Source organism: Pseudodesulfovibrio sp. zrk46, from assembly GCF_012516435.1.
Taxonomy (GTDB): Bacteria; Desulfobacterota; Desulfovibrionia; order Desulfovibrionales; family Desulfovibrionaceae; genus Pseudodesulfovibrio.
Genome location: NZ_CP051216.1, coordinates 2,138,158 through 2,155,488 on the forward strand (window position 1 = coordinate 2,138,158; position 17,331 = coordinate 2,155,488).

Sequence of the window (17,331 nt, forward strand, 5' to 3'; positions counted from 1 at the left end):
CTCCTTACTTGCCCTGGATGTGCATGCGTTTTTCCAGCGTCCGAAGAGCCTTGGCGATGGTCATGGTCATGGCGAGGTAGACCAGGCCGCAGGTCAGGTAGACCTCGAAGGAGCGGAAGTTGACGGCAACGATCTCGTCACCGGTACGGAGCAGCTCGCCCACACCGATGATCATGAGCAGGGAGGTGTCCTTGAGACTGATAATGAACTGGTTGCCAAGGGGCGGAATCATGCGGCGGAAAGCCTGAGGCCAGACGACGTAGCGCATGGTCTGGAAGCGGGTGAGACCGATGGAGCGGCCTGCTTCGCCCTGACCGACGTTGATGGACTGGACCGCGCCGCGCACGATCTCGGCGATGTATGCGCCGGAGTTGACCGCGATGATGATAATACCTGCGACCATGGCGGGGATGCGTATACCCATGGCCATGGGCAGACCGAAATAGAGGAACATCGCCTGAACAAGCATGGGGGTGCCGCGGATGGATTCAACGTAGATTCCGGCGATTTTGCGCACGAAAATATTGCGGGAGAGTTTCATCATGCCTGCAACGGCACCGAGGATGAAACCGAAAAAGAGGCCGCCCACGGTCAGGATGATCGTCATTTTGGCGCCACCCATGAGCAGGGGGAGCGATTCGATCATCACGGAAGGTTCAAATTCAAAAGCCATATGCACTTCCTAAATATATAGAATAGAGGGGATTCCCTGCCGACTGACGACCTGCGCCCAAATGTAGACGCCGCCTTGGGCGCGGATGTTAGTCGATTTTGCTGTCAGCGGGCAAGAGAAGAGTCTTTTGCGTCCCCTTTTTACACTCGGATTACGGGGATGTATGTCCCTAAACAAACGCCGAAGGGGCGGCAAAAGCCGCCCCTCGGGAATACGTTTCTAACTGTCGGAATTAACGGGGCTCGACGCCGAACCACTTCTTGTAGAGCTCAGCGTAGGTGCCGTTTTCCTTGAGGGTCTTCAGCGCAGCGTTGACCTTGGCGACCAGTGCGGAACCCTTGGGGAAACCGATGCCGTAAGGCTGACCTGCGTACAGGGGACCAACAACCTTGACCTTGCCCTTGCCGCGCTTGGATACGAAGGACTCGACAACAGGCTTGTCGAACATGACTGCATCAACACCACCGGTCAGCAGTTCCATGAACATGGCGTTGTCATTGGGGAAGAGCTTGGTCTCGGCGGGAGTAGCGTTCTTCTTGAGAAATTCAACGGAGGTGGTGCCCTGCTTGGTGGCGATGATCTTGCCGTCGAGGGTCTTTACGTCCTTGATGTCGTTCTCATCAGCGCGGACGAGGAGGAGCAGGCCGGAATCGTAGTAACCGTCGGCGAAATCGATAACTTCACGACGCTTCTCGGTGATGGACATACCGGCGATACCGGCATCCAGCTGACCAGACTGCAGGCCGGGGACGATACCTTTGAAAGCCATGGGCTGGAGGTCGTATTCCACGCCGATTTGCTTGGCGATGGCATCCCAGAGTTCCACGTCGAAGCCAGTGTGTTCGCCGGTCTTGGGATCTTTAAATTCGAACGGGGGGAAGTTGGTGTCGGTGGCAACGGTGAGCTTGCCTGCGAAGGCGGTGCCGACCATGGAAAGAGCGATCGCCAGAGCGATACAGAGAGTCATGATGCGTTTCATAATATCCTCCTGGTTAGGTGAATCGTCCGCGACGAGGCACGGTCGATAATGTGCGAATATTCGTGGAGACCACGTGTCGAAATAACCGAATGCTTATGTCATAATTGTCAAAGAATGGCAAGTTAATGTCCGGTTATTTGTGCTATGCAGCGAGTAAACAGAATGAAAATTCGGGGTTTACCGAATGAATTTCGGTGTAAATTGGTTACAGGTTGCGATTAATCAGTTGCGAAAAACAAAAAAACGGGCTCCAGATGGAGCCCGTTTTTGGATTTTTTCGTTTCAAAAAAAGTTATTTTTGGTACCTGTCGCAGCCCTTGATGACGCTGATGGCGGTCAGCAGCCCCTGCTTCACCATGCATTCGGACAGCATGTATTCGTCTGGAGTGTGGAAGAGCTTGCCGGAAGGCCCCATGCCGTCGAGCACCGGAACGCCAGCTTGAGAGACGGTGTTGGCATCAGAGCCGCCACCGCGGAACACGGACTGAACATCCATGCCGATCTCTTTGGCTGCCTCTTCGACCACGCCGTACAGTTCCATAATAGTGTCATTTGTCACCATGGGCGGGCGATGGGTACGGATGGAAACCGAACCGGAAGTGCCTTCCAATGTGCATTCGGTGGCGATCTTTTCGATGGCCGCCCACACCTTGTCGCCGATCTCCTGATTCACGAAACGGGTCTCGCAACGTGCAGATGCCTTGGCTGCGACAGTGTTCGGTCCCACGCCGCCCTCGATGAGTCCGGCGTTGAACGAGGTCTGCACCTCGGGATCGTTGAGAGCTTCCAGCGCAACGATCTTGTGGGCGATCTCCACGATGGCGCTCGGTTTGGGGAACTGGCAGTGGCCGGCGTGGTAGGGCTCGCCCTGTACTTCCAGATCAAAGACGATGCGTCCCTTGCGGCCGGTGACCACTTCACCACCCATGCCGGAACCTTCCATGACGAAACAGAAGTCGCTCTTCTTGGCCTCGTCCACGATCAGGTTGCGGGAGTGAGGTGAGCCGATCTCCTCGTCGGCATTGAAGAAGAAGCCGAAGGGCAGGTCGCCCAGTCCGGCTGCCTGCAAAGCCTTGGCGACGAAGATGCCGATGACAATGCCGCCCTTCATGTCGGTCACACCCGGGCCGTAGGTCATGTCTCCTTCGCGGCGGAAGGTGTCGAAGCCCATCTCGGGTGGGAATACGGTATCCATGTGGCCCACCAGCAGGGGGCCGCCGCCGTTGGCTGCTCGGGCTGCGTTTTCAGCCACCAGATTGTCGCCGGTGACGTCATTGGACAGGCGGCGGGTGGTGAAGCCCATCTCTTCGACGACTTCCTGAAGCACGTCCACGACGCGGTTCACGCCGTCCACATTCGCGGAATAGCTATTGATGTTGACCAGGCGCTCAAGCAGGTCGAACATCTCGTTTTCATGTTCAACTAAATAGTCTTTTATGGTATTGATCATTTCCATCCCTCCACTGGGCGGTTTGGGCGTTTGTTGGTCAAAAAATTGCGTTTTGGCATAATTTTCTTCAGAAAATAAGAAAACCAAGCTTGAAAAATACGTAAAGATTGCCTTTACGACGATTTTGTGACATTTTTGTGCGCTTTTTTTGGGAAAACAACAAGGAGTTATTTGATGAGAAAGAAACTGCTGCTCAGCTTCGTCATTCTGGCGAGTCTGGTGCTCGGCGCTTCCTTTGCGAACGCCAAGGATTTGACCATCGGCCTGAAGGGCGAGCCCACCTCTCTGGACCCGCATTTCCACAACGTCACACAGAACAACCAGATGGCCCTCTACATCTTTGATAAGCTCATCCTGCAGGATAGCAAGCAGAAGATGTACCCCGGCCTGGCCGAATCCTGGAAACCCATCAACGACACCACCTGGGAATTCAAACTCCGCAAGGGCGTCAAGTTCCACGATGGTTCCGATTTCACCGCTGAAGATGTGAAGTTCACCATTGAACGCATCCCCAACGTACCGAACTCTCCCTCCTCCATGGCTGGTGCTGTCGGCGCAGTCAAGGAAGTTGAGATCGTTGATGACTACACCATTCGCATCCACACCGAGAAGCCTGCTCCGCTGACCCCGCGCAACTTCGCTTCTTTCGTCATCGTCTCCAAGAAGGCTGCCGAAGGCAAGGCCACCGAAGACTTCAACTCCGGTGTTGCTGCCATTGGTACCGGTCCCTACAAGCTGGTTGAATGGGCCCGTGGCGATAAGATCGTCTACGAGCGCAACGAAGACTACTGGGGTGAAAAGCCCGAGTGGACCAGGATCGTTGTCCGTCCCATCTCCAACGACGGTACCCGCGTTGCCGCCCTCAAGTCCGGCGACGTTGACCTGATCAACTTTGTTCCCCCGGCAGACGTCAAGCACATGGGTGAAGACAAGAAGCTCGCTCTTCACAAGTCTTCCTCCACCCGCCTGATCTACCTGCACATCGATACCGACCGTGAGTTCACTCCCATGGTCACCGGCAACAACGGCGAACAGATCAAGAACCCTTACCTCGATCTGCGCGTCCGTAAGGCCATCTCCAAGGCCATCAACCGTCCCGCCATCGCTGCCCGTATCATGGAAGGCCTGGCCATCCCCGCATCCCAGATGCTACCCGACGGTTACGAAGGTACCTCCAAGAACCTGAAGCCCGAAGCATACGATCCCAAGGGCGCCAAGGCTCTCCTCAAGGAAGCCGGCTACCCCGATGGTTTCAAGATCACCATCCACGGTCCCAACGACCGTTACGTCAACGATGCTGACATCGCTCAGGCCATCGCTCAGATGCTGACCAAGGTCGGCATCAAGACCGAAGTCAACACCATGCCCAAGGCAGTCTACTTCGGTAAGGCTTCCGCTCTGGAATTCTCCCTGATGCTCGTTGGCTGGGCCACTGACACCGGTGAGCACTCCAACTGCGTTGGTTCCCTGCTGCACACCTTCGATAAGGAAGGCGGCTTTGGTAAGTCCAACCGTGGTCGTTACTCCAACCCCAAGGTCGACAGCCTGCTTGAAGAAGCTCTGGTCACCGTTGATCCTGCCAAGCACAATGAGCTGCTGGTTGAGTCCGTTGAAATCGGCATGAACGATCTGGGTATCATCCCCATCCACTTCCAGGTCTCCGTTTGGGGTACCAAGAAGGGCCTGACCTACAACGGCCGCACCGACGGTTACACCCTGCCTCACGAAATCAAGTCCAAGTAGGGTCGTTTCAGTACATGTAACAATGAGGGGCCGCGCACTGCGCGTCCCCTCATTTCCACTTTAAAACAGGGATACAAATGCTCGCATTTCTCATCCGCAGAGTATCACAGAGCGCAGTCGTGCTGCTGGTTATGTCGGTACTGGTGTTCGTCGGTGTGTTCTACATCGGCAACCCCATCGACATCCTCATCGCGCCGGATGCCAGCGAGGCGGAATACCTCGCCGCCATCAAAAGGCTCGGTCTGGACAAGCCTCTGTGGGAACAATATTTCATTTTTCTCAAGGGCGCCCTACAGGGCAACTTCGGCAATTCCTTCGTCTACAACGAGCCCGCTCTCAAAATCATTCTCGACCGCCTCCCCGCCACCCTTGAGCTCGCCTTTACCGCCATGTTCATGGCCGTGTTCCTCGGCATTCCGCTGGGCATGGTCGCCGGTATCCAGCATGACAACCTGATCGGTCGCAACATCATGCGCTTCTCCATCCTCGGCTTCTCGCTGCCGACCTTCTGGGTGGGACTCATGCTGATCATCATTTTCTCGGTCTATCTCGACTGGTTGCCATCGGGCGGGCGCGGACCGACCACGGAGTTTCTCGGCATGCAGGTCAGCTTCCTCTCATGGGAGGGCATATCCTACCTGATTCTGCCTGCCACCAACCTCGCGCTCTTCAAGACCTCGCTGGCCATTCGCCTCAGCCGTGCGGGCGTGCAGGAAAACCTCCAGATGGACTACGTGAAGTTTGCCCGCGCCAAAGGGTTGTCCAACACCCGCATCATCGGCCTGCATGTCATGAAAAATATCATGATCCCGGTCATCACCGTGCTTGGTATGGAACTCGGTAACCTGATCGCGTTTGCGGTTGTCACGGAAACCATCTTTGCATGGCCCGGCATGGGCAAGCTGGTCATCGACTCCATCGGCGTCCTCGACCGTCCCATCATCGTGGCCTACCTGCTGATCACCGTGACCATGTTCATCTTCATCAACTTGCTCGTGGACCTCATGTACTCGGTCCTCGATCCCCGGGTTCGCCTGGGCGACGAACGCTAGGAGGGATTATGGCAGTTCAAAACGAATCCCTGCTCGTGCAGGCGCTCAAGGAATACTTCGAATCCAAGGTTGCGACCATCGGTCTTATCTCGCTGGCCCTCATCGTCGGTGTCGCCCTGTTGGCACCGGTCATCGCGCCGCAGAATCCCTATGACCTGATGAGTATCGACATCATGGACGGCAAGCTGGACCCCGGCGCCAAGTCCTTTGATGAATCCATTACCTATTACCTCGGTACCGACAGTCAGGGCCGCGACATGCTCAGCTCCATCCTGTATGGTCTGCGCATTTCCCTTGGCGTTGGTGTTGTCTCCACCCTCATCGCACTGGTTATCGGTGCCGTCATCGGCCTGTGGGCAGCGTATAAGGGCGGCAAGACAGACGCCTTTATCATGCGAACGGTCGACCTGCAGCTGAGCTTTCCGGCCATTCTGGTGGCGCTCATCCTGCTGGCGATCCTCGGCAAGGGTATCGACAAGATCATCCTCGCGCTGGTCATTGTCCAGTGGGCCTATTACGCCCGCGCCATTCGCGGCAATGTGCTGGTGGAACGAAAAAAAGAATATGTGGAAGCGGCCAAATGTCTGGCGCTGCCCCAGCGGCGCGTCATGTTCGGCCATGTTCTGCCCAACTGTACGCCGGAACTCATCGTTATCTCCACGGTGAAAGTGGCCGGCGCCATCGCTCTGGAAGCGACCCTGTCCTTCCTCGGCCTCGGTATGCCCATTACCAAGCCATCCCTCGGCCTGCTCATCGCCAACGGCTTCAAGTACCTGCAGTCCGGTTACTACTGGATCAGCGTGTACCCCGGTGTGGCCCTGTTAATCCTGATCGTCTGCATCAACCTCGTCGGTGACAGGTTGCGCGACGTACTGAATCCGAGGTTGAAGCGATGAGTACACCCCTTCTTGAAATCAAAGACCTCCAGACCAACTTTTACACCCGCGCGGGTGTGGTCAAGGCGGTCAACGGCATATCCCTCACCATCAACAAGGGTGAGGTCATCGGCGTTGTCGGTGAATCCGGCTCCGGTAAATCCGTGACCGGCTTCTCCATCATGGGGCTGGTGGACCACCCCGGCAAGATCGCAGGCGGCTCCATCAAGTTCAAGGGCCGCGAACTGGTCGGCCAGTCCGAGAAAGAGTGGCGCGCCTTCCGTGGCAATGAAGTCGCCATGATCTTTCAGGACCCCATGATGACCCTCAACCCGGTCCTGCGCATCGATACCCAGATGATGGAAGCTATCCGCGCCCATGAAAAGGTCTCCAAGGCCGAAGCGTTGCAGCGCTCCATCGACGCGCTGGCCATGGTCGGTATCCCGTCCCCGGAAGAGCGCATCAAGGCCTACCCGCATCAGTTCTCGGGCGGTATGCGTCAGCGCGTGGCCATCGCCACTGGCTTGCTGAACAACCCGGACCTGATCATTGCGGACGAGCCCACCACGGCGCTCGACGTGACCATTCAGGCTCAGATCCTGTCCGAGATGCAGAAGCTCTCCAAGAAGACGGACATGGCCATGATGTGGATCACCCACGACCTGACCGTCATCGCTGGGCTGGCCCAGCGTGTGGCCGTCATGTACGCCGGTACCATCATCGAGGAAGGCCCGGTTCAGCAAGTGCTCGACCGCCCGCTGCATCCGTACACCGAAGGCCTGATCGGTTCCGTGCCCAGCCGCAATAAGCGGGGCGAACCGCTGTATCAGATCCCCGGAACCACACCGTCCCTGATCAACCTGCCCGAGGGCTGTCCCTTCCGCATGCGCTGCCCCCGTTCTTCGGACCAGTGTCTGCAGGAACCGCCCGTGTCCGTGAGTGATGACGGTCGTCAGTACCGTTGTTTCCACCCCGGCAAAACCAGCTAACGGACGGATATAAATATGAGTGATAACAAAACACCGTTCATCCGCTGCGAAAACATCAGCCGGATATTTGAAAAGAAGCTGGACTTCGCGTCCAAGGCTGCCCGCGCCCTCGGTGCCAAAATCTCCGAAGAGCGCGTTCAGGCCGTTGACGACGTCAACCTGCACGTCATGCCCGGCGAAGTTGTCGGTCTGGTCGGCGAGTCCGGTTGTGGCAAGTCCACCCTTGGCCGCATGATTTGCGGCATCCTGCCCCAGTCAGAAGGCAAGGTCTTCTACAAGGGCAAGGACGTGGCTACCATGACCGACGCCGAGAAGCTCGATTACGCCATCAACGTTCAGATGATCTTCCAGGACCCCTTTGCCTCGCTGAATCCGCGTAAGCGCGTGAAGCAGATCATTGGCGAAGCGCCGCTCTACCATGGCCTGACCACGAAGGCGGAGTTTGACTCCTACCTCGATGAAGTCATGGAGATGTGTGGTCTGGATGTGACCTACAAGAACCGTTACCCTCACCAATTTTCCGGTGGTCAGCGCCAGCGCATCGGCATTGCCCGCGCCATGGCTGTGAAGCCGGAATGTCTGGTCTGTGACGAGTCTGTCGCTGCCCTCGACGTATCCATTCAGGCTCAGATTCTGAACCTGTTCATGGAACTGCGTGAGAAGCACAATCTGACCTGTCTCTTCATCTCCCATGACCTCGGCGTGGTGGAGCATATCTCCGACCGCATCGCTGTCATGTATCTGGGGCGTATCGTGGAATCCGCGCCTGTCGACGAATTGTTCGACGCGCCGTTCCATCCTTACACTCAGGCGCTGCTCAACGAGGTGCCGAGGCTCGACAAGCGGGATGTGTCTTTCAATGCATTGAAGGGTGAAATCCCGTCTCCCCTTGATCCGCCTTCCGGCTGTCATTTCCATCCGCGTTGTCCACACGCCATGGATATCTGTAAGAAGGAAGCACCGGAACGCCGTGAGATAGCACCCGGCCGATTCGCCTGCTGTCATCTCGACAAGTAGACGAGTTCCAAAGGCAATAAAAAAGCCCCCGCACCACATGGTGCGGGGGCTTTCCTTTTGGCGTTGTTTACAGTCCCTTCTTGGGATCGAAGTCCTGTCCAAGGGCGGCGGGAGCTTCGATGCTCCATGTGCCGGACAGCTTCTTGAGGATGGGGTTGCGGCGGACCATGTCCTGCACCCAGCCCACGCGGCCCATGTTCACGGCAAGCAGCGTGAGGATCATCATGGGGAAGGGGGCTACCTGGAAGACAGGCGCGGGAATGGAGGGGAATACCTCCTGCAGATGAATGCCGGATACCTGAAGGGCGGCAAAGAAGAACGCGCCCAGCGCGGTGCGAACCGGGTGCCAGCCGCCAAAGATGACGATGGCCAGTGCGATCCAGCCTGCGCCTTCACAACCCTGCGGGCGGCCCCAGCCGGGCTTTACTGCGAGGGAGTAAGCTGCACCGGCAAGACCGACGAGCGCGCCGCCTGCGAGGCAGTAGTAGAGGCGCACGAGACGCACGCGGATGCCACGTCCGAATGCGGCGCGCGGAGATTCACCCACAGCACGGAGGCGCATGCCGCCTTCGGTGCGATACATCCACCACCAGCAGCCGAAGATGGCGGCAATGCCCATGTAGACCACAGGGGATTGGGAAGCGAAGATCGGGCCGACGAGCGGTACTTCGCCGATGCCGGGGATCTTCCACAGACCGAGGTCCGGGCCGGGCTGGCGGGAGTAAGAGTGGCCTAGGAAGTATGCGAGATCGCGGGACAGCAGCGTCAGGATGAAGCCGATGGCGAGCTGCGACTGGCCGAGATAAATTCCGATGAGACCGAGGACACCTGCAATGGATGCGCCCACGGCCATACCGGCCATGACGCCAATCCACGGATTGTCGAACATGACGGACACGGCAAAGGCTGCCATGGCAGACAGCAGGATGGAGCCGTCCAGAGACAGGTTGATAATGCCCGCTTTCTCGGTGAGGGTCTCGCCAAGGGTGGCGAGAACAAGCGGAGCACCGGCCAACAGGATGGCGGCTATGGTGAGACCAAAGGTTTCCATTAGTCTGCCTCCTTCCGCTGCTTGAGCCACAGGCGCAGGCCTGAGACGATGAAGACGGAAAGTACCATCACGCCCTGAATGACGCCGGACAGCGACGAGTCCAGACCGAGCTGCAGGGGCAGCTGGATGGAGCCGACATTGAGAATGGCGAAGAAGAGGCAGATGAACGGTACTAGCGGAAGCCGGAAGGACGCCATCATGCCCACGAGCAGGGCGGTGTAACCGTAGTTGGATGAAATGGCCGGGAGCAGGCGATGATAGACGCCCAGCACCTGAATGGCACCAGCCAGACCGGCCAGCGCGCCGCAGATCATGAATGCCTGCAGCAGACGGCGGCGGGGGCCGAGGGAGAACAGTGTTGCAGCCTTGGAATTCTCGCCGACAGCGCGGAGTTTGAGACCCCATTCCGTGCGGTACATCAGGATGTAGATGACCAGCAGGGCGACAACGGTCAGGGCAAGCGACACCCAACTGACGGACATCTTGCCGAGACGAGGCAGCCACAGGGAAATGTCGATGGGTTCGGTGCCGGACATGGAAGCCACACCGGGACGTTTCCATGGCCCGAAGATGAGCCAGAGGGTCACGCCGAGGGCGACGAAGTTCAGGCCGAGACCGGAGAAGATTTCATGAACGCGACCAAAGACTCGCAGCATACCTGCCAGCAGCGCCCAGAGTGCACCGCCAACCATGGCGGCTCCCAAAGCGAGGGCGATCTCGAATGCACCGCCGCCATCACCAAATGGACGCAGAGCTGCGGTGGCAAAGATGGCACCCATGATGACCTGTCCCTCGACACCGATATTCCACAGACGGGCGGTGAAGGGAATGAGCAGGCCAACAGCGCACAGGGTCAGGGGCACCCAGCCGGCCAGTACGCGGCCGATCTTGGACACGGAGCCAAGACCGCCCTTGAACAGCACGAAGATGGTCTCAAAGGGAGACGCACCCGTGGGCAGGGTGACGATGACCGTCAGCAGCAGCGCGAGCAGGATTGCCGCGCCGAGCCACATGAGTTGTTCTAGAAAGGAATCGCGCTTCATTATGCGCCTTCCTTGTTGAATTTTTCCATGACTTCATCGTAGGGCTTGCCCGCCATGAGCGCGCCCACCACTTCCATGGTGGCATGCTCGCGGTCCACGATACCGGCGATGGCCCGGTCGTAGAAGACGATGACGCGGTGGGAGTGCTCCAGCACCTCGTCCAGGTCCGGGGAAAAGAAGATCAGGGATGCATCGTTGGCGCAACGTCCCTTGAGATGGTTCCATACCTGGCGGGCAGAACCTGCATCCAGACCGCGCGTGGGGTGCTCCATGAGGAGCAGCTTGGCGTCGTCCGGGATCAGGGAGAGCAGCAGGCGCTGCTGGTTGCCGCCGGACAGTTCCCGAGCGTTGGTGTCGGGATGGGCGCGCAGGTTGAAGCAGTCCACACACTGGGATTCGTAAAATTCCAGTCGGTCGTGCTTGCGTTCCGGAAAGGCCAGCGTGATGTGTTCCATCAGGTTGAGTTCCGGAAAGAGCGCCATCTCCAGACGGTCCGCAGGCACGAACTGAACGCCCGCCTTGCGCAGGGTGTCGAAGTCGTTGTTGCGGTACTCGGTTCCATCGAGGCTGATTGCGCCGCCGGGCATGCGGTCAAGACCGCACAGACCACGCAGGAACAGCTCCTGTCCCGATCCGTCAAGACCGGCCAGACCGATGCACTCACCGGGCTGTGCCGTGAAATTCATGGGCCCCATGGAGTACTTGGGACCAGCGAACTGGATATCATTCATGGTCAGGCGGGGAGCAACCTGCGCCTTGATTTCCGGCAGGTCATCCTCCACACCTTCCGCCGCTTCGCCGAACATCAGGGAGACCAGCTCCTTCTCGTTGTACGGCGGCTCCAGCGTGGACACGAGCTTGCCCTGACGCATGATGAAGATGGAGTCTGCCATCTCAAATGCCTCGGACAGCTTGTGCGTGACCAGAATGATGGTGTGGTTATCCTCGCGGGCGAGCTTCATGAGCAGGTCAAAGAGGTCCTGCTTCTGCTCCGGCGTGATACCGGTGGTGGGCTCGTCGAGGATCAGGGTGGTGGCCCCCAGGTCCAGCAGGCGCAGCAGCTCGAGAAGCTGGCGTTCGCCAACGGTCAGGGAGGACACGGGCTCATCCGGCAGGAAACAGGCGTCGAGGCGGTAGGAAAGCTCGCCGATGACGTCGATGACCTCCTGCTTGGTACGCTTGGGCGCGCCGAGCTGGAAGTTTTCCCACACGGGCATGGCCGGAAAATCCAGGGGGTCCTGGTACAACATGCCCACCCCATACTCGCGAGCAAGGGTGGGCGTGAGGTATGAAATGGTCTGGCCGCTCATGTCGAGCGTTCCGGAGGTCGGACGGGTGTGTCCGGCCAGGATGCGCATGAGCGTGCTCTTGCCCGCGCCGTTTTCACCGACGAGGGCATAGATGCGGCCGGGTTCGAGGGTCAGGCTGATGCCGTCGTTGGCCCGAACCCGGCCGTAATGTTTATGTATGTCTTTTAAGACGATCATTGCTTATTGGGGGCTGGAGAGTCCTTCCATGCCTTCCAGCAGCTGGTGCATGTACCAGATCTGCTTGTCGGTAGCCTTTTCGCCAGCTTTCAGGAAGACGGTGCCGTCCTGGTAGTTCAGGGGGCCGGTGAAGAGTTCCAGCTCGCCGGAACCGATCTTGGCGACGAACTTGTCGAGCTCGGCCTTGACCTCGGGGGTCATGCCTTCGCCCGGCATGAAGCCGACGGGGGACTTGTCGTGGTTGTTGATGTCGGCCCAGTAGGGAGCCTTCCAGTCAAAGCGGGACTTGTAGGTGCCAGCCTGAACTTCCTTGGCCAGATCCAGCATGGTCGGACCCCAGTTAAAGTAGGGGACGCCGAGGCAGATGTTGCCCTGGCCTTCGCAGCCCTTTTCGTAGTCGTAGGGGAGTGCCCAGACGTTCTTGCCAGCTTCTTTGCGCTGCTTGGCAACGGTGACAACCTCAGGGGTGTCGATGCCGGAGATCAGAACGTCGTAACCGGAATCGTAGAGGGAGCCGGCAACCTGAGTCGGATCAGCGGTAACACCGGGGATGTTGAACCAGAAACCGATCCACTTCACGTTGAAGGAGAGGTCCTTGGCGTCCTTGCCGCGAACCTGGGTCCAAGCGTACTTGGCGCCGAGGTATGCGGAAGCCATCAGGCGGCGGGTCTCTTCGTTGATGAGGGGGCCAACCACACCGATCTTGCCGGTCTGGGAGGTCATGGCAGCGGTGAAACCGGCCATCATCTTGGAGTATTCCATACGGCTGAAGGTGTTACCGAGGTTCTCGGGAGCCTTGCCGGACCAGGCTGCATCGCCGGAAATATGGATGAAGGTGGTGTCGGGATGCATCATGGCAGCTTCGAGGATGCCGTCCTTCATGTCGTCGGAACCAGCAATGATCATGTCAGCACCTTTTTCCACCAGATCGTCAACAACCTGCGGAATGGTCAGGCCGGGACGGTCGGCGGGATTGACCTTGTCGAGGTAGATCATCTTTGCGCCGGGCATCATCTTCTCGACGTACTTGCCGCCTTCGTACTGAGCCTGGGAGTAACCCTTGTCATTGTAGGGGCCGACCAGAATCAGACCGATGGTGAGGTCTTTGGCCATGGCAAGGCCGGGGATCAGCAGCAGAGCCATGATCGCCGAAGCGATCAGCATACGAAATTTCAACATCCTCTCCTCCGTAGTGGTGCCGGACAGTAATACAGCACAAATTGTCGTCCGGTGGTTGTATTCTTACGAGCCCTTTTCTAGGCCGCAAAAAAAATGGCGGGCCACGCACAAGGCGTGGTTCCCGTTAAAAAGATATATTTGGATGATGGAGGAGGTTGTGTCAACTGTCGGAGCGGTGTTTTAGGACCAAAAAGCCTTATAAAAACCGCTTCGACAGTGATTTTACCCGATGAACGGGTTGAAGTACCCGTAATCAATCCAGGGCAGCGCTTTTTTGAGCCGTTTCTTGAAGTTCATGAAGCCCATACACGGCTGATGACCGAAGGGTTTCATGAGCTTCATGTAAAGCTCGGGGTCAAGGTTGAGGTTGCGCAGCTGGATGAAGTCGAACTTGCATTCCTCGCCCATCTTGATCAGTGCTTCAAGCTCCTCCTCGGTGTCGGTGATGCCCGGGAAGTAGAGCAGGTTCAGCGAGATGAAGAGGCCTACCTCGTGCGCCTTGCCGATGGCCTCGTACACGTCTTCAAAAGAATATCCCTTGGGGCGGTAGTATGCTTCGTAGGGGCCCTTGCGTGCCGAGTTCAGGCTGACACGGATGGAGTTGACCCCCGCGACCTTGAGGGCAGGCATGGTCAAGGGCAGGGACCCATTGGTGTTCACATTCACCGTGCCGGTGCCGCCATCTGCGCGATATTCCTTTACGGCGTCGCAGATCAGCTCAGCTTCTGTCAGCGGCTCGCCTTCGCAGCCCTGACCAAAGGAGAAGATGGGACGGCGTTCACGAGATTCATGGCGGCGCATGATCTGTACGATCTCTTCCACGGTAGGTGTGAAGGAAATGCGGCACTGCGGCGAGGGGAACCCGGAGTCGTCAGGCTGCTCGGAGATGCAACCCACGCAGCGAGCGTTGCAGGTGCGCGCCGTGGGTAGTGGGCACTCAAAGCGCCCGAGGGAAAGATTCTTGGCAGCAGGGCAGCCATGTGTCAGGGCACATCCGGCCAGATGGTTCACCAGTCTGTTGTCGGACATCTCCTTTATCAACTGGTGTGCACCTGCTTCAATGCGATCCGGCGGAATCTTGGTGAAGACCTGACGTTTGTCCTCGTCGACCTTCTTGGCGCAGACCCAGAACTTCCCGTTGGCGTAGCCGATGGCTCCGTACGAGAGCAGGGGCAGGATCGGAGCGTTGTCGTCCGACTCATAGGCAGAGATACCCGTGAGGGTGTGTCCCGGGCTGGCGAATGCTGCCACGGCCAGTTCTTCCATGACCTCAGCCTGTCCCGTTTCAGCATTGTAGCCCATGGCGTGACGCCCGGGCAGCATGAAAAATTCAGAGTCCGGCGGTAGCGGCGTGATCTCATCCGGTCGTGGCAGACCGAATTCATCGCCACGACGGCACATGAGCAGGAGGTCGGGATGATCAAAAATCTCGCCATCAGGGGTGGCGAACAACATACGCGGCTGGGGCTTCTTCTTGGACGGCATAGCGAGGATATAAGGGAAAATGCATCAATTGAGCAAGAATTGATTCCTCATTATAACCAAAAGTGCCTGATTTTGGCTTTACGTGGGAACGTTTCCTGTCTGAAAGGACCAAAACAGGTTGCTTTAGTAGAAGTGTGCGAGACAGGGGGAAACGAAAAGGTCGGTACCAGATGGTACCGACCTTTGAATGTCTCTTGTTCCGATTCTCGGCTTAACGCTTGGAGAACTGGAAGGAGGCGCGGGCGCCGCGGAGACCGTACTTCTTACGCTCTTTCTTACGAGCATCGCGGGTCAGGAGACCTGCGGGCTTCAGAACGGAGCGGAGTTCGGGATCGATCTCGCACAGTGCGCGGGAGATGCCGTGGCGCAGAGCTTCTGCCTGGCCGGACACGCCGCCGCCGGAGCAGTTGGCCTTGATGTCGTACTTGTCGAGCATCTTGACCAGCTTCAGGGGCTGCTGGACGATCATCTGCAGAGTCTTGCGGGGGAAGTAATCCTCGAAAGGACGACCATTAACGGTGATCTGGCCGGTACCGGCGTAGAGGCGGGTACGGGAGATCGCATTTTTACGTTTGCCAGTGGCGTAAGTGAAATCGCTCATGATAATCCCCGATTAAAATTCCAGAGTTTTGGGAGCCTGGGCTGCGTGCGGGTGTTCGGAACCAGCGTAGACCTTCAGCTTCTTGAGCTGAACGGCTGCGAGCTTGTTCTTGGGCAGCATACCTTTGACAGCGGCCTTGATGACGTTCTCAGGCTTCTTGTCCAGCATCTCGCGGAGGGTCTTTTCTTTCAGACCACCGGGATGGTTGGAGTGTTTGTAGTACATCTTTTTGTCAAGCTTCTGGCCGGTGACCTTGATCTTGTCAGCATTGATGACCACGATGAAGTCGCCCATGTCCATGTGGGGGGCGAATTCAGGCTTGTGCTTGCCACGCAGGCGATTGGTGATCTCGGTGGCGAGACGGCCCAGAATCTTGTCCGTTGCGTCGACGATGAACCACTCGTGGTTCGCGTCTTCCGGCTTCGGGCTATATGTATTCATAAGAGTGCTCCTTAAAAAAGCAAAAATAATCTGTGGCAATGTGTGGCTTTCGCTCACATGCCAGCCTCTTGTACAATAATCTCTAACCTGCCGAATTCCATCAACAAACGCTCACGAGCTATAATGTAACGGGGTAAGCCCGCGATACGCCGGTGGTCACGACTGGGAGTGGTTACTTACATAATATGGGGTGGGTGTACAAGCTTTTTTTTGTGATTTTTGGCGGCTGGGGTGGGTTTGCGGGGAGGGGATTCTATTTTGGGGGAAGAAGAAGCAGGAAATGTTGCGGCTTATCAGCCGCGATTATTTGGGGGAATCGCCTTTGGCGATTGAAAGGCAATAAGAGGAAAGGAGGTCGCCTTCGGCTCCTATTTATTGAAATGATCCCTGCCGGGGGCGTCCTGCGCGGACGGCGGTTCTTTCTTGGCTGAGCCGCCCCAAGAAAGAACCAAAGAAACGCGGCTTTTCTAGCTTGGCCGCCTCGTGATCCCTCGCGAAGAATCTGATCCAAATAGAATGCCTTGAATTGTGGGGCGCGACGTTCGTCGCTGCCGAATGCCGTGCGTTATGGGCGGCATTCGATTTGGTCAGCTTCTAGGGCTTAGGCTCAAGGGCTGGAGTAGGCTTTGTTCGGGAAGAGTGAGGCGCAGAGTTTTGATAGGCAGTTGACCATGTCATTTGTGCCGGAACCAATACTCAATTTTGCTCTCCAGATGGAGAGCCAGAAGCACCCAAGTGTCGGGTTCGATGTCTTTGATGAAATCCAGGATGGCCGAAATAAAATTATCCACGATAGCAACTCCTTTGGCTTGTGCCGTTAAAAGGAACATCGTGGAGGACTCCACCCTACTGGACTTATTTATCGGGGACTAGCCACCATCATGAATTTCAAAATTAGGCGATTAGTTTCTCTTTTTAAATAATGGAGCAACCATTTTGAAGTACTCGAATCCATACTTGATAGCGTTGAGTCCCATCCCGACAAACAGGCTTATGTTGAATTGATAAAGAGTTCCGCCAGAAAGGTGAAACAGGAACAAAACAACTGTTGTTAAAAGAACTGCAAAGACGAGTCTTTTATATGATGGGGGGAGGATGTAATCGACCATGTTATCATATATTGCGAACAAGAAGACCCCAAGAGCAATGGTCAAAGCCTCCTGTGTAAGAATATTTATGTGTTGAAATGCAAACCAACACAACATCGCTGAACAGGTAAATTTACACCCGGTGAAAGACAACTTTGAAAGTTTCATTCTTCAGATA

The 17,331-nt window shown here is 57.0% G+C and carries 15 protein-coding genes; 5 read left to right on the plus strand and 10 right to left on the minus strand.

Annotation, left to right across the window (positions count from 1 at the left end; genetic code table 11):
* Positions 1-4: 4 nt before the first annotated feature.
* The 3 genes from HFN16_RS09705 to HFN16_RS09715 form a co-directional block, all read right to left on the minus strand.
* Positions 5-673: an amino acid ABC transporter permease gene (locus HFN16_RS09705; RefSeq protein ID WP_168890560.1), complete on the minus strand. Its 669-nt coding sequence runs from the start codon at positions 671-673 to the stop codon at positions 5-7.
* A 232-nt stretch (positions 674-905) separates the two neighbouring features.
* Positions 906-1,652, minus strand: coding sequence for a glutamine ABC transporter substrate-binding protein GlnH (gene glnH / locus HFN16_RS09710; RefSeq protein WP_168890561.1), 747 nt, complete (start codon positions 1,650-1,652; stop codon positions 906-908).
* 292 nt (positions 1,653-1,944) lie between these two features.
* Positions 1,945-3,102 carry a M20 family metallopeptidase gene (locus HFN16_RS09715; RefSeq protein ID WP_168890562.1) on the minus strand — a complete coding sequence of 386 codons (1,158 nt, stop codon included), beginning with the start codon at positions 3,100-3,102 and terminating at the stop codon, positions 1,945-1,947.
* Between the two features lie 174 nt (positions 3,103-3,276).
* Here HFN16_RS09715 and HFN16_RS09720 point away from each other — a divergent pair, with 174 nt between their 5' ends.
* The 5 genes from HFN16_RS09720 to HFN16_RS09740 all read left to right on the plus strand — a co-directional run bounded on the left by HFN16_RS09720 (position 3,277) and on the right by HFN16_RS09740 (position 8,778).
* Positions 3,277-4,845, plus strand: coding sequence for an ABC transporter substrate-binding protein (locus tag HFN16_RS09720; RefSeq protein ID WP_168890563.1), 1,569 nt, complete (start codon positions 3,277-3,279; stop codon positions 4,843-4,845).
* 77 nt (positions 4,846-4,922) lie between these two features.
* Positions 4,923-5,897 (plus strand): ABC transporter permease, encoded by a 975-nt coding sequence (locus HFN16_RS09725; protein WP_168890564.1) that lies wholly within the window; start codon positions 4,923-4,925, stop codon positions 5,895-5,897.
* 8 nt (positions 5,898-5,905) lie between these two features.
* Positions 5,906-6,793 (plus strand): ABC transporter permease, encoded by an 888-nt coding sequence (locus tag HFN16_RS09730; protein WP_168890565.1) that lies wholly within the window; start codon positions 5,906-5,908, stop codon positions 6,791-6,793.
* On the plus strand, positions 6,790-7,761 hold the full coding sequence (locus HFN16_RS09735; RefSeq protein ID WP_168890566.1) for an ABC transporter ATP-binding protein: 972 nt from the start codon (positions 6,790-6,792) through the stop codon (positions 7,759-7,761). Before HFN16_RS09730 ends, HFN16_RS09735 begins: the two co-directional genes overlap by 4 nt.
* A 15-nt stretch (positions 7,762-7,776) precedes the next feature.
* The gene (locus HFN16_RS09740) at positions 7,777-8,778 is read left to right on the plus strand and encodes an ABC transporter ATP-binding protein (RefSeq protein ID WP_168890567.1); all 1,002 of its coding nucleotides are present in this window, start codon (positions 7,777-7,779) and stop codon (positions 8,776-8,778) included.
* Positions 8,779-8,845: 67 nt separating this feature from the next.
* Here HFN16_RS09740 and HFN16_RS09745 read toward each other — a convergent pair whose 3' ends face one another.
* The 7 genes from HFN16_RS09745 to rplM form a co-directional block, all read right to left on the minus strand.
* Positions 8,846-9,829: an ABC transporter permease gene (locus HFN16_RS09745; RefSeq protein WP_168890568.1), complete on the minus strand. Its 984-nt coding sequence runs from the start codon at positions 9,827-9,829 to the stop codon at positions 8,846-8,848.
* Positions 9,829-10,872, minus strand: coding sequence for an ABC transporter permease (locus HFN16_RS09750; protein WP_168890569.1), 1,044 nt, complete (start codon positions 10,870-10,872; stop codon positions 9,829-9,831). Before HFN16_RS09750 ends, HFN16_RS09745 begins: the two co-directional genes overlap by 1 nt.
* A complete protein-coding gene (locus HFN16_RS09755; protein WP_168890570.1) occupies positions 10,872-12,359 on the minus strand; it encodes an ATP-binding cassette domain-containing protein in 1,488 nt (495 codons plus the stop codon). Before HFN16_RS09755 ends, HFN16_RS09750 begins: the two co-directional genes overlap by 1 nt.
* Positions 12,360-12,362: 3 nt before the next feature.
* Positions 12,363-13,538, minus strand: a complete 1,176-nt coding sequence (locus HFN16_RS09760) for a BMP family ABC transporter substrate-binding protein (protein WP_168890571.1) — start codon at positions 13,536-13,538, stop codon at positions 12,363-12,365.
* Positions 13,539-13,760: 222 nt separating this feature from the next.
* Complete coding sequence (locus tag HFN16_RS09765) at positions 13,761-15,023, minus strand: radical SAM protein (RefSeq protein WP_168890572.1); 1,263 nt, start codon at positions 15,021-15,023, stop codon at positions 13,761-13,763.
* Between the two features lie 211 nt (positions 15,024-15,234).
* Complete coding sequence (rpsI, locus tag HFN16_RS09770) at positions 15,235-15,627, minus strand: 30S ribosomal protein S9 (protein WP_210772260.1); 393 nt, start codon at positions 15,625-15,627, stop codon at positions 15,235-15,237.
* Positions 15,628-15,636: 9 nt separating this feature from the next.
* Complete coding sequence (gene rplM / locus HFN16_RS09775; protein ID WP_168890574.1) at positions 15,637-16,065, minus strand: 50S ribosomal protein L13; 429 nt, start codon at positions 16,063-16,065, stop codon at positions 15,637-15,639.
* Between the last annotated feature and the right edge of the window lie 1,266 nt (positions 16,066-17,331).

Coding starts and splice junctions, on each gene's coding strand:
- HFN16_RS09725 (WP_168890564.1), top strand. CDS start 4,923: ATGCTCGCATTTCTCATCCGCAGAGTATCACAGAGCGCAGTCGTGCTG.
- HFN16_RS09760 (WP_168890571.1), bottom strand. CDS start 13,538: ATGTTGAAATTTCGTATGCTGATCGCTTCGGCGATCATGGCTCTGCTG.
- HFN16_RS09705 (WP_168890560.1), bottom strand. CDS start 673: ATGGCTTTTGAATTTGAACCTTCCGTGATGATCGAATCGCTCCCCCTG.
- glnH (WP_168890561.1), bottom strand. CDS start 1,652: ATGAAACGCATCATGACTCTCTGTATCGCTCTGGCGATCGCTCTTTCC.
- rplM (WP_168890574.1), bottom strand. CDS start 16,065: ATGAATACATATAGCCCGAAGCCGGAAGACGCGAACCACGAGTGGTTC.
- HFN16_RS09755 (WP_168890570.1), bottom strand. CDS start 12,359: ATGATCGTCTTAAAAGACATACATAAACATTACGGCCGGGTTCGGGCC.
- HFN16_RS09740 (WP_168890567.1), top strand. CDS start 7,777: ATGAGTGATAACAAAACACCGTTCATCCGCTGCGAAAACATCAGCCGG.
- HFN16_RS09765 (WP_168890572.1), bottom strand. CDS start 15,023: ATGCCGTCCAAGAAGAAGCCCCAGCCGCGTATGTTGTTCGCCACCCCT.
- HFN16_RS09745 (WP_168890568.1), bottom strand. CDS start 9,829: ATGGAAACCTTTGGTCTCACCATAGCCGCCATCCTGTTGGCCGGTGCT.
- HFN16_RS09720 (WP_168890563.1), top strand. CDS start 3,277: ATGAGAAAGAAACTGCTGCTCAGCTTCGTCATTCTGGCGAGTCTGGTG.
- HFN16_RS09735 (WP_168890566.1), top strand. CDS start 6,790: ATGAGTACACCCCTTCTTGAAATCAAAGACCTCCAGACCAACTTTTAC.
- HFN16_RS09715 (WP_168890562.1), bottom strand. CDS start 3,102: ATGATCAATACCATAAAAGACTATTTAGTTGAACATGAAAACGAGATG.
- HFN16_RS09730 (WP_168890565.1), top strand. CDS start 5,906: ATGGCAGTTCAAAACGAATCCCTGCTCGTGCAGGCGCTCAAGGAATAC.
- HFN16_RS09750 (WP_168890569.1), bottom strand. CDS start 10,872: ATGAAGCGCGATTCCTTTCTAGAACAACTCATGTGGCTCGGCGCGGCA.